Origin of the sequence: Bacteriovorax stolpii, from assembly GCF_002872415.1 — a bacterium.
GTDB lineage: Bacteria > Bdellovibrionota > Bacteriovoracia > Bacteriovoracales > Bacteriovoracaceae > Bacteriovorax > Bacteriovorax stolpii.
In genome coordinates, this window is record NZ_CP025704.1 from 2,357,750 (window position 1) to 2,370,223 (window position 12,474).

The window sequence follows — 12,474 nt, forward strand, 5'->3', positions numbered from 1 at the left end:
AAACGTTCCCGTTACCATAAATAATCGTTTATTATTTACGGAGACCTTTATGAAACGTCTTTTGGTTTTAGCTACACTTCTTACAACTCTTTTTTCACTTTCTGCCTTCGCTGATTTAGATGCAGTCGTTAAGGCAAAAAAACTTAAAGTGGCCGTGGACACGACTTATCCTCCAATGGAGTTTGAAGCGACAGATGGCAAGATCATCGGTCTGGATGTGGACCTGGCACGCGAACTGGCAAAAATTTTAAAAGTTGAAGCAGAATTTATCGTTATGCCATGGGATGGAATCCTTGCAGGACTTCAGTCAAACCGCTACGACATCATTATGTCATCAATGAACATCACCCCAGAGAGATCTGCTGCGGTAAACTTTGTTCCTTATATTTCAATGGGACAAGTTTTTGTTGTTAAGCAAACAGGAGCTGCGGTTACTAAAGATACTGAACTGGCCGGAAAAACAGTAGCGGTTCAAGTAGACACGACTTCTTTCACTGCGGTTGAGGCGATCCAAAAGAAAGGTGTAAAGATCAAGGCCATCAAAACATTCCCAGGTGCAACTGAAACCTTCAGTGCCCTTAAAGCAAACCAGGCCGATGTTATCGTGACAGATGAAGCTGTTGGAAGATACTACACTGGTCTTGATGCTAAAACGTTTAAAGTTTCAGGAAATGCGCTTAAGCCAGAGCCAATCGGAATCGCCGTAAGAAAAGCTGATCCAAAACTTTTAAAAGTACTGGAAGAAGCTGTGAAGACAATCAAAGCAAACGGCACTTACTCACGCATTTATAAGCAGTGGCTAAAAACTGAACCTACACTATAAGTACTAGATGGAATTTGAATTAGGTTTTTGGGCATTCTCTAAAACAATCGTCCTTCCGCGTCTGGCGGAAGGAATGGTCATCACTCTCAAGCTCACTTTTATCAGTGGGATTTTTGGACTTATGCTGGGGATGATTCTCGCACTGATGAGAATCTCTTCATTTAAAGTTTTAAATTGGTTTTCTGTGGCCTACGTCACTCTCTTTAGAGGGACACCACTTCTGCTGCAGATTCTTTTTATCTACTTTGCTCTTCCTACTATTTTTTCTAATTACGGAATTGATATGGTTATCGATTCTTTTCCTGCTGGTATCCTGGCCCTTTCACTTAATAGTGCTGCTTATTTGGCAGAAATTTTTCGCGCCGGAATTCTCTCTATTCCTAAAGGTCAGAGTGAAGCGGCCAGAGCTCTGGGGCTTTCGCGCCATCAGACCATGTATAAAATTATTATCCCACAGACCTATAGAAGAATTATTCCACCGGTCGTGAATGAACTTTCTGCTCTGACAAAGGAGACATCGCTGGTTTCAGTTATCTCTCTTGGAGAACTTCTCTATGTCACCCAACGTGTGGGAGCTAAATACCTCCGCGTATGGGAAGTATATGTCTGGGCAGCTCTAGGGTATTTAATCATCGTTATGGTTCTAAGTTTTATTGCTTCCCGTGTGGAAAACCGCCTGCTGCAAAAAGGAGGCGTGTAATGAAATCCAATGAAGTGATTTTAAAAATCTCCAACATTAAAAAAGTTTTCGGACACAATGAAGTCCTAAAAGATATTTCAACTGACATCACTAAAGGTGAAGTGGTGGTGATTATCGGGCCATCAGGCTCGGGAAAATCAACTTTTCTTCGCTGTTTAAATTACCTTGAGCTGCCAACCAGCGGTGAAATTAATTTCAAAGGTCAGATCATTGAACACAACACCAAAGAGCATGTGCTGGATCTTTACCGCACGAAAATCGGAATGGTGTTTCAGAGCTTTAATCTCTTCCCGCATTTAACAGTGCTGGAAAATATCACCCTTGCTCCCACGCAGGTGCTTAAAGTTTCAAAAGATGAAGCGCAAACGCGCGCTCTGGATCTTCTTCAAAGTGTAGGTCTACAGGAAAAAGCTCACGCCTATCCAAGAGATCTCTCTGGTGGACAACAGCAACGCGTGGCCATCGCCAGAGCGCTTGCGATGAAGCCAGATGTGATGCTTTTTGATGAAGCCACTAGCGCCCTTGACCCTGAACTTGTTGGTGAAGTTCTCAAAGTAATGAAAGACCTCGCTCACACTGGTATGACGATGGTTGTGGTCACTCACGAAATGGGATTTGCCCGCGAAGTGGCCGACCGAGTGATTTTCATGGATAAGGGAGTAATAGTTGAGCAAGGCACTCCACAAGACGTTTTTGGAAACCCGAAAGAGAAAAGAACTATCGATTTCTTAAAGAAATTGTAACACCTCCTTCTAACCATTAGACGGATGCCCTAAGATTTTTTCATAGCGAGCCGAAAAAGCTCCTATGAAAACAAAAATCATCTTAGCCACACTTCTGTGCACACTTGTTTCAACACACGCCCAGGCCATGGGTTCAAAAAAACCATCGCCAACACCTGCGCCTAATCCGGCACCAGTGACTCCAACTCCAGCACCATCGACAAAACCGACATTGGATTTTGGGCCAGAACTTTCAGAAGACGCTTATTTAAATGCCGGTGCAGAAGTCGGCGCGCAAGTCGATGATTCGCAAAATGACAATGAACTTGTGGGCTCTTCACGACAAGTTATCAATAACGATCAGGTTGATCAGTGTTTTAATGATGAAGCTCCACATGAGTATTTTGCTGACCAGATCAGCTATTACGTGCAAGAGATGATTAATGATGTCCCGGCCAAAGTTGGCTACATCGGAAGCTATTATGGAACAAGCTCTGATGACAGCGCTTATTTTCCGACTTCGCTCATCAGGCACCCGCTTTGTAATGTCACTTCATCAACTCTTTCTGCGACAATTAATAAAGTCCCAGGGCAAGCGACGATTGATAAACTAAACCGCTTCGCTAATACAGTGAACACTCTTCGCCAGGAAGTTCTAAATGGTGATCAATCTGCTAAAAAAGAACTTCTAAGCACGTGGACCAGAATGTTTTCTTGCCTGGCCTACGCTGAATCACTGAGCACGGCAGACACGACAACGTCAAAAAATGTGGCCGCAAAAGTTGGCCCATCAGGATACAGAAAACCTGCGGGAGTTAAATTTTACGAAGACCCTGCTCAGGATGCGACTTCAAGATTAAATATTGGGATGTTTCAATTCACACCAAACAGTGCGGGGAATATTCAGCCTTGTATTCGTGCTTGGAACTCTTTAAATCAAAACAAGGCAAGCTGCCAGATCAGTCAGAAGGCCACTCAGGCGGATTTAATTAAAGCGCTGGGAAGTTCATACCAAAGCTTCAACGCTTTCTGTGGAATTCATAAACTGGTTCAGACATTTGCCATTCAAGTTAACACAACAAAGTCGAGTGCCACTCACCCATCAAACGTGGTGAATGGAAAACTTAAAGGTTTTGAACAAAGATGTGTCTCTCCTCACTTTCAAGCGGGAAAGGCCTACAACCATTTTGGACCTTTTCAAAATTCTACGGGATCAAACCTGGATAAGCTCTTTACTTGCATTGAGAGCAGTCGCTAGAGTGAGTGTGATCATGAGGGTGAATCTCATGAAACGCTTTATCTAACGTTCGCTTCATTTGCGCCTTGAACTTAATGTCATGGTACTCCATTACATGAGCACGCAGCTTCTGTGTTTCAAGTACACTGTCACTGATAACATTGTCTAAGGCCTTTTTAATTTCAGCTTTATCGAAATGAGAAATGTAATCCACTCCTAAACCAGAAAGCCATTTTGAGAGAGGCTTTGCCAGAATAACCGGTCTTCCCGTGGCCAGTGTCCCAAGGGCCAGCGCCGGAAAGTCTTCCGTGTTGAATGTCACTAGAGCTTTGGATGAGGCCAGAACTGGAGCATGCTCCCCGCTGCAGCGGTCACCAAAGAAAGTGTTTTCAGGAAAGTTAGATTTAATTGAACTTAAGTGAGCATCCGGCCCGATGAATTGAAATGAGTAATTCCACTCTTTCATCCATTCAATCAGGTTCGTTGCTTCATTTATGTTGAGACCTTTGGCCTCAATCAAAAAGAAGTGGTGCTTAAACATGTCTTTTGGAAAAAGAGCATAATCCGACACTCTAAATGGCGGAGGAATCACTTCTGTGTTTTTTAGACCGTGAAGTGTTGTTAATAAATCCTCTCTTGAAGAAAGAACTTTATCCGCTTGCCCCAGAGATTTTTTTATCCATGAAAAAACCATTGGAGAGAGGATTTTTTGCATAAATGTTTTTTTAATCTTTGAATCCAAATCCAGGTCGTAAAGGTAAGTGATCAGTTTTGTTGTCTCACACTTTGCCAGACCTTGAGAGAAGCCTTTTGAAATATTGATAATGAGGTCGTACTCACAGGAAACAAAAAGATTTTTTGCCAGCGAAGGAATTTTATTCGAGTGCTGGTAAAACTCCTCTTCTGTCGAGACGATATTGCTTAAGTAAGTCGACTTGATAGATCTTTGTTCAATATGACCTAGGATCGCACCTTTTTTGTGAGCAAAACAATAAATAGGAGCTTCAGGGAAAACCTCACAAAGGTTCTCGATGATCTCCACGTAATGGCTTCTGCCTAATAAATAATCACAGGTAATCGCTACTTTCATAGTAAAGTTTTAAAATACTCCGCTGTCGCTTTGATACCGTCTTCAAATTTCACCACTGGTTTGTAATCAGAGATGCTTTGAAGTTTGCCGATATTTGGTCTTCTTCTTTTTGGATCATCTTTTGGAAGTGGAAGATACTTGATCTTTGATTTGCTTCCTAAAATTTTAATTACTAGCTCTGCCGTTTCCTTAACTGTGTACTCATCAGGGTTACCGCAGTTAAACGGAGTGACGTCATCGCTCATTAATACATTGTGAATCGCCTGAACTAGGTCAGTAGAGTAACAGTAAGAACGAGTTTGTGTTCCGTCACCATAAACAGTCAAATCCTCCCCTCTCATCGCTTGCGTGATAAAATTCGGGATAACACGTCCATCGTTTGGACGCATACGCGGTCCGTATGTGTTAAAGATACGCACGATTCTCGTGTCTACTTTGTATTTCGTATGAAAGCTCATTGTGAGAGCTTCGGCAAAACGCTTTGATTCGTCATAACAAGAACGAGGTCCAATCGGGTTAACGTGCCCTACGTAGTCCTCTGTTTGTGGGTGAATTTCCGGGTCTCCGTAAACTTCAGATGTCGAAGCTTCCAAGAAACGAGCGTTCTTTTCTTTTGCCAGTTCCAGAAGTTTGAGAGTTCCTTCTGAGTTTACACGCATGATTTCCAGTGGGATTAAACCAAAGTCAATTGGTGAAGCTGGAGAGGCCATTGAAAGAATATAATCGATCTTCTGTGATTTAAAATCCGGAAGAGATTCGTAAATGTTGTGTTTATGGAATTCAAAGTTTTTGCTTTTTGAAAGAAGCTCAATATTTGATTCCGATCCAGTAATGAAGTTATCCAGACCAATAACTTTGGCCCCCAGATTTAAATAGTGTTCACAAAGAGTTGAAGGAACAAATCCTGCTGCTCCAGCAACTAGAACTGTCTTTCCTTCCATTGATGTTGGCAGTACTACTTTTTTCATAATATTCATTCTCCTAATACTTCTTTAACTGAATGACCGACGATGCGATAACCAGGAGACTCGCCCCTACTATCTGAACTGGCTGAAGCTTAGCTCCTAAGAAAATCCAGTTAATCACCACGGCACTAAATGGGAAGAACATTTCGGCCAGCGCAGCTGCTCTTGCCGATAAAGTCTTAAGCCCTTTGTAATAAAAATACATTCCGGCAAAACCAGAAAGTAAAACCATAATCAGAATTTTACCATAAGTGGCAAGGTTCCAATCTAAATTTAGCCCACCAAATTGGTAGTATAAGTAAAAGGTCATAAACACGAGACCTAGAACAAAACGCCCGCCCATAATCTGGATTTCATCGAATCCCTGAGCAGAAAGTTTTTTTCCAAAAACTGTTGAAGCTCCCCAGCTCACAACAGCAATCATGGTGAGAGTGTAACCCCAGATGGCCTTTTTGCTTAAAAGGGCCATTGAGAAATCAAGCCCCATTAAACCTGGCATAATGTCCGGAGAAGAAATCAAAAATCCCCCAACCAATGCAATTGCGGCCCAGAATAAAAACTCGCGTTTGATTTTTTCACCCAGAAAAACCCGGGCCAGTGAGATGGCGACGATTGGCTGAAGCTTTTGCAGCAAAATAACCAGCGAAGGGTTAATCAGCATAAAGGCCTTGGTAAAAGTCAGTGTTCCGATGGCCTGGCCACAAACCCCGATGACGCCAAAGTAAGCCATCGTCGAAAGTTTAAGTGTTCCGATTTTTTTAGCGTCTTTTAACAGTAAGGGAATAAAAACAATCGAAAGAATAAGTTGTTCGGTGAACACAATTCTTTCAGCAGAAACACCGGCAAAGAGCATTGGGTAGCGAATCAACGTATCAATCGCCCAAAGAACACCAGCTAAAATGACAAAGACAACACCGATCATGGGCATCCTTCAACTCATGGTGAAACGCTTTAAAATTGCCGTTTTACGAAGCCATGAATCCGTATTATTATCTAGAGTGTAAATTTAGATCAATGGATGCGTTCATGCAATTAAATCTTCACCAAACCCACCATGAAATTGCTGACTTCGAAGGCATTTTTAAGTACCTTACATCCACTTTCCAAGACGGAAGCCACAGTGGTTTGCACATTTTTCCGGAACTCTTTTTAACCGGGTATCCTCTGCAGGATCTTCCGCTCAAAAAGACTTTTATTGACGATTACCTCGCTTTCCTTGAGGATCTCTCTATTTGGTCAGAGCGCCAATTAAAAAGTAAGTCACCCCTGGCCCTCCTTTTTGGTGGTCTTCGTTATGAATTTGACGGACTTGGCTGGCCTGCCCAGATTGAAAACGTCATGTACATCCTGGAGCCGGGAAAAAAACTGCGCCCCCTTTATACTAAACAACTTCTTCCTAACTACGACCTGTACGAGGAAAAGAAATATTTTACACCGGGCAACCAGTCGGTGGTTTTTGAGTTCCAGGGCAAAAACTTTGGGCTTCTGATCTGTGAAGATATGTGGTTTTCCCACCTGCACGATGTCGATCCTGTCGAGCTTTTATCTGAACAAAATAAAAAGTGCGACATGGTTATCAATATCAGTGCAAGCCCTTACCATCTGGGGAAAATCGAAACGCGAATTAACCGCGCACTGGAGATTTCACAATTTTTGGAAGCACCATTTGTCTATGTTAACCGCGTGGGTGCCGAAGATGAAATTATCTTCGACGGCCATAGTTTTGTCGTCGATGGCAATAGTGTTGTTAAGATGGCATATGGATTTAAATCCCAGATTCTTTCACTTGAAATGCCGGTTTATCAGGAACCGGAAAAAGGAAACGTCAGGTCTTATCACTCATCAACTAACAGCTGGAGCACCATCTTCTCCACTCGTTTATCAAGCGACACTCTGTCGCTGACACCTATGGGGCCTAAAGGCTGCCAGGAAGTTCTCGATGCTCTTTTACTGGGAATCGGCGACTACATCACCAAAAATGGCATGAAGAAATTCACCATCGCGCTTTCTGGCGGGATGGACTCTGCGCTCGTTTTAACTATTATCAAACTTCTGCAAAAAACGATGCCGATTGAACTTGAAGCTGTGTTTATGCCAGGCTTTTATTCGAGCTCGGTGAGTTTTGATCTCTCTTACGACCTATGCCGTAACCTGGGCGTGAAACTTACAACTATGCCAATTAAGTTCATCCATTCGACAATTAAAACTGCTTACCGCGACAACTTTGGGGCAGAACTTAAAGGTCTGGCCGATGAAAATATCCAAAGCCGCTTAAGAGGCGCTTTGATTTATATGCGCTCAAATGATTTAAACTCAGTTGTCCTTAACACTTCCAACAAGTCGGAGCTCTCTGTGGGCTACTCGACTATTTATGGGGACTCTGTTGGGGCCCTCTCAGTTCTGGGAGATCTGTTTAAGTCAGAAGTTTTTGAACTCGCGCACTTTATCAATGCCAACTACGGCGGGCTGATTCCTGAAGACATTATCACTCGTCCACCAAGTGCAGAGCTTCGTGAAAACCAGGAAGACAGCCAGAGCCTTCCGCCCTATGACAGGCTGGACCCGATCCTAGAAGCCCTGTTATCTTCGCGTTTTAGCCCGGCCGACCTGATCAAGCGTGGTCACGACAAAGATGAGGTCCTAAAAGTTTATTCACTTTTATCAAAATCAGAGTATAAACGAAAACAATTTTGCCCTATAATAAAAGTGAAGCCAAAAAGCTTTGGTTTTGGCCACAGAGTCCCTATTAGCAAAAAGATTCTTTAACCCTAGAAAGGAGTTCATAGTGAATAAGAAGCAGTTACTTAAATCGTTCCAGGAACTAAAAGGTGAAATCGAAACCCTGAGAAAAAAACACGTTGTTCAAGGGCTGGTTGATAAATTTCACACTGAGAAAAAAACTCTTGAAAAAAGAATCGAAAAAACTGTGGTGGATGAAGTAAAGAAAGCAAAAAAATTCCTTACTGAACAAAAGAAAGAGTTAAATAAGATTCAGAAAAAAGTTGAGAAAATCATCTCTCAGAAAAAATCTGAAGCAAAGAAAACTCTTAAGACTGCTCAAAAAGCGGCCAAAAAAGCAACAAAAAAAGCTCCAGCTAAAAGAGTTGCTAAGACGACAAAAAAAGTTTCTAAAAAGGCTTAATAAAATCTGGCGAAGTGTCTGTTATACAGCAGACACTTCCTCACGATATGGCTTCCAAGTCCCCTGCCACAAGTTCATCGTTCCCGTCAGCAGTGATCTCTTTTCCTTATCTACTTTAATCTGCACATACGTAAAACGCGTAGAGGCTTCCATTTGTCCGGCATCCAGGTGAGGAATCGTGTTCCATGTTCCGGTGTTGAAATAGTATTTGTTCTCAGGAAAACGCAGCCACTCCTGCACGTGAGTGTGCCCCATCACCACCGTATGAATTTCCGGATGGCGCTTCAGGATACCCTTCGCTTTTTTTCCATAAAGCGGATAAATCGTAATCTGCTTTAAGATAGAAAGCGTGGTTTTAAAGTTTCTGTTTTGTTTGATGTATTCGTCGAAGTTACTTTGAAAAAGGTATCTTAAAACGATCTTACTCATCTTTAAAAAGAAAGCGAAGTCGTAAAAAAAGCACCAGCGTACATAACTTCCCAAGGGTCTTACTTTATCAATATTCGGTCGGTCTTTTCTTAAAATAGGAAGAAGATTGATACAAAAAAGTGTTCCCCATGGAAGATTTAAAATCATTTTCCCATTGGGACCTTCCATAAAATACTTATCACTTGGAACGGTATTGATCACTTCAAAACGATGACCATGCTCAATGTGAACACCACAAAGATTCACTTCAAAGCAGAACTCAATTTCTTCTCCGACATAGCGGCGAAGCGCTTGCTGGGCCTCTCTAAAGGCCATACCTGAATCGTGGTTTCCAATGACGTATGTGACTTTTTTCCCTGGAATTTTCAAGAAGCGACGAAGGCCTTCAAAAAATTTCGGATGCCCTTTGACGATGGCATCAATGGCCCTGACGGTGACTGTGTCGTCGATGATATTCGTGAAGACACCATCCACATCAATCTGGATAAGATTTAAGATGTCCCCGTTTAAAACGAGATGGACCTCTTCTTTTTCGTAATCGCCTTTTGAATAGTAGTCGCAGAAATCGAAGAATTTTTCATCTTCTAAGAAATCTTCCAGGAGATTGAGCTGCCCGTTTTTAAGAAATTTTCCTTTTCCTAAATGTAGATCGCTCAATACCAGGATTATCATTTCGTTTTAACCGCCTTTTGCAGGCTTGATTTGAAAACGTCTTGAGTGTTAAAGACCACTCCACGCCCTGATTCTTTGGCCTCGTACATCATGCGGTCGGCGATCGCCAGGATTTCCTGAGAGTTCACGGCATCTGTCGGGAACTCCGCCACACCAATAGAAACACTCAGCTTCACCATCTTCTTTTCGTTTCTCATTTCTACTTCATATGTGCGCTCGCGGATGATTTGCAGAATACGCTCTCCTACAATTTTTCCGGCAACTGCATCAGAATTAACCAGAATCACCACGAACTCATCTCCCCCGTAACGGTAACTGATGTCACTGTCGCGCAGAAGGCCTTTAATATCACGGGCCACGTTCTCTAAGAGTTTCGTTCCCACTAAGTGTCCGTAAGTGTCATTGACTTTTTTAAAGTAGTCGATATCGATAAAAAGCACGCAGAAAGGGTCTTTTTCCTTCTGAAACTTATCAACCAGCAACGTTAAGTCTTTATAAAGTTTTCTCTGATTGTATAAACCTGTAACGTCATCGATATGGATGAGTTCATGTGTCTTATATAGATCTTCAAAACGCTGGATAATTTTTAAGTGGCTTGCCGCAAATTGCGACAGCGACTTCAGTACATCTGTCGAAATTTCCGACGGAGCAGAAAAAACAGCGAAATGAAACTGGCTTCTTTTAAAACCTAGGTTTAAAAAATAATAGAAGCAATTCTCCACTTTGACTGACAGGCAAGGCAGATGTTTAATATCATCGCGCTTGATAAAGAGATGATCTAAAAGCTTAGTACTATAGAGCTTCTGGCGGTCGGCCTTCCCTACAATCGTACGGCATTTTTTAAAATCAATCTGTGGTATTTTGTTATGAATTGAATACACCAATAACGGTCTGACCAAATACTCGCGGGCCAGGAACTCTTCTATATGAGAGATCAAATTCTTTTCATTTTCAAAAAAAGAAAAACTACTTAAAAAATCAGTCAGAGATTGTGTCATAAATTAGTTCTTTTCCTTTTGATGATCATCGTCTTCTTCTACATGGTCGATATCATCTTCCAGGTTCTTGATCGAATGTCTCAGAGTCTTCATTATTTTACCTAATCGATCTTCTAGCTTTCTCTTATCTTCCAGCGATTTTTGTTCCTTAATGGAAGCATTTTCCATGTTAAATTCTAGAGCGTCAATTTTTCTTCTCAGCTCTAAAATTTTCTGGTCGCGACTCTGAACTTGCGAATCTACATCCATGGAAAGCAGTTCAAGCTTACTTTCCAACTCTTTTTCTCTTTGTTTTACCTGATTAAAGTCAATCCTTACTTTCTGCTCAAGCTTTTCACGGCGTAATTCGGCCTGGCGTGCCTTCTCATCAGCAAGGGCCTTTTTCTCTTCACTCATTGTTAAGCGATACTTCAGGTCTTCTAATTCCACCATATGTCGTTTTCTTAGAATCGTAATTTCAATTTTAGCTTCATCTAAGTTCGCCTTTAATGTCAGGTTGTCTTGTTCAAATTCTTTAGAGTCGGCCTTTAGTGTTTTAATTTGCGACAACAACTCTTCTCTTTCTTCACGAAGTGCTCTGATCGTTGCCTGAAAGCGCATCGAATCTTCGGTGCTCAGTGACTGCCCCCCTAGTCCCGCTCCAGGAACAAATGAAGAAACTGGTTCCTCAATAACGGCCTGGCGAACAGGTTCTGGTTGAGACTGGAGCGCAACCGGCGCAGCTTTTGGAAGTTCAGGTTTTGCCGGAGCTTCTGCTTGCACTGCTTCGATCTCTTCCATATCGCTGATGTCAAACTCGCGTGTCGCTTCGTTAGAAGAAACCGCAAAATCTGAACGCGTATTATTTCTTGGTTCAAGAGCAAAAGCTTCATTGTCATCAATCATATTTTCCAGCGAAAAACCCTGAGAAGGAGTATTACCTCCAAAATCAAGTACGCTGTCTTCGATATTATCCAGGGCCCCGGTATGCGTTTTTTCCAGCCCTTCAATATTTGTTTCTTTTGTATCGTCAAACTTAGGACGAAGAATGTCCTTAATCGTCGACTCCATATTGGCCTTCGCCTCTTCTGTCGTCATAAGATCAGCAGAAGAGCCAGTGCTGCCAGTTGAATCGAGAGCGAACTCTGCCAGGTTTGAATTCGTCAGGTTGTTTGGATTTACCACAACAGTCTTTTTTGTGGATTCATCAAAATTGTCGTGATCAGCAATCACGTCATCCAATGAAAACCCTTCGTCTTCCAATGCGATTGGAGATGTTGCTTGTGTGGCCTCAGGTTTTGTTTCAATTTCCTGTGCATCGACATCAAAATCCAATGAAAAACCTAAGTCATCATCCCCTGAACTGCCAGCTGGTGCAGCCGCTTGAGTGGCGACTGGTTTTTCCGGAGTGGCCGGAGTGTCGTCATCCATTGAAAAGTCCAGGTCAATTTGAAGCCCGGAGTCTTTTTCACCCTTACTTCCATTGTCATTTCCCATACTCATCTCGTCGTCTAGTCCTGTATTAAAATCGATATCATCATTAAACACACTTGAAGTATTTTCATTGGAGATTTTTGCTTTTTGTGGAACAACTGGCGTAAAAACAATATCAAATTTGCGCTGAATTTTGGCATTCAACGGGTCTTCGAATACTGGCTCAATTTTCTTTGCCCCACTCATGGTTGTCCCTTTGATTTTGTTCAACTATTTTCTACTA

Annotated in this window: 12 protein-coding genes; 6 read left to right on the plus strand and 6 right to left on the minus strand. The window is 42.2% G+C overall.

The window, feature by feature from the left end:
• The first annotated feature begins 49 nt into the window (after positions 1-49).
• The 4 genes from C0V70_RS19165 to C0V70_RS11545 all read left to right on the plus strand — a co-directional run bounded on the left by C0V70_RS19165 (position 50) and on the right by C0V70_RS11545 (position 3,503).
• On the plus strand, positions 50-823 hold the full coding sequence (locus C0V70_RS19165) for a substrate-binding periplasmic protein (protein ID WP_208107746.1): 774 nt from the start codon (positions 50-52) through the stop codon (positions 821-823).
• Positions 824-830: 7 nt separating this feature from the next.
• Positions 831-1,523: an amino acid ABC transporter permease gene (locus C0V70_RS19170; protein ID WP_208107745.1), complete on the plus strand. Its 693-nt coding sequence runs from the start codon at positions 831-833 to the stop codon at positions 1,521-1,523.
• Entirely contained in the window at positions 1,523-2,266 is a 744-nt protein-coding gene (locus C0V70_RS11540) for an amino acid ABC transporter ATP-binding protein (RefSeq protein WP_221887063.1), read from the plus strand. Before C0V70_RS19170 ends, C0V70_RS11540 begins: the two co-directional genes overlap by 1 nt.
• Positions 2,267-2,330: 64 nt before the next feature.
• On the plus strand, positions 2,331-3,503 hold the full coding sequence (locus tag C0V70_RS11545) for a hypothetical protein (protein ID WP_102244014.1): 1,173 nt from the start codon (positions 2,331-2,333) through the stop codon (positions 3,501-3,503).
• Here the strand turns inward: C0V70_RS11545 and C0V70_RS11550 are convergent.
• From C0V70_RS11550 to C0V70_RS11560, 3 genes are read right to left on the minus strand one after another with little or no spacing between them, the layout of a single operon-like run.
• Positions 3,478-4,572, minus strand: coding sequence for a glycosyltransferase family protein (locus tag C0V70_RS11550; protein ID WP_102244015.1), 1,095 nt, complete (start codon positions 4,570-4,572; stop codon positions 3,478-3,480). The two genes, C0V70_RS11545 and C0V70_RS11550, sit on opposite strands and share 26 nt — an antisense overlap.
• On the minus strand, positions 4,569-5,513 hold the full coding sequence (locus tag C0V70_RS11555) for a UDP-glucuronic acid decarboxylase family protein (protein ID WP_102245494.1): 945 nt from the start codon (positions 5,511-5,513) through the stop codon (positions 4,569-4,571). The genes C0V70_RS11550 and C0V70_RS11555 overlap by 4 nt, the downstream gene beginning before the upstream one ends.
• A gap of 40 nt (positions 5,514-5,553) precedes the next feature.
• Positions 5,554-6,459, minus strand: a complete 906-nt coding sequence (locus C0V70_RS11560; RefSeq protein WP_158649656.1) for a DMT family transporter — start codon at positions 6,457-6,459, stop codon at positions 5,554-5,556.
• Between the two features lie 104 nt (positions 6,460-6,563).
• On the opposite strand from C0V70_RS11560, the gene nadE reads away from it, so the two are divergent.
• On the plus strand, positions 6,564-8,303 hold the full coding sequence (nadE, locus tag C0V70_RS11565; RefSeq protein ID WP_158649657.1) for an NAD(+) synthase: 1,740 nt from the start codon (positions 6,564-6,566) through the stop codon (positions 8,301-8,303).
• A gap of 19 nt (positions 8,304-8,322) precedes the next feature.
• Positions 8,323-8,679 (plus strand): hypothetical protein, encoded by a 357-nt coding sequence (locus tag C0V70_RS11570; protein WP_102244018.1) that lies wholly within the window; start codon positions 8,323-8,325, stop codon positions 8,677-8,679.
• A gap of 21 nt (positions 8,680-8,700) precedes the next feature.
• Here C0V70_RS11570 and C0V70_RS11575 read toward each other — a convergent pair whose 3' ends face one another.
• The 3 genes from C0V70_RS11575 to C0V70_RS11585 are packed head-to-tail and all read right to left on the minus strand — an operon-like array spanning position 8,701 to position 12,437.
• Positions 8,701-9,765, minus strand: a complete 1,065-nt coding sequence (locus C0V70_RS11575; protein WP_158649658.1) for a metallophosphoesterase family protein — start codon at positions 9,763-9,765, stop codon at positions 8,701-8,703.
• Between the two features lie 11 nt (positions 9,766-9,776).
• Entirely contained in the window at positions 9,777-10,778 is a 1,002-nt protein-coding gene (locus C0V70_RS11580) for a GGDEF domain-containing protein (protein ID WP_102244020.1), read from the minus strand.
• Between the two features lie 3 nt (positions 10,779-10,781).
• A complete protein-coding gene (locus C0V70_RS11585) occupies positions 10,782-12,437 on the minus strand; it encodes a hypothetical protein (protein WP_102244021.1) in 1,656 nt (551 codons plus the stop codon).
• Positions 12,438-12,474 lie beyond the last annotated feature (37 nt).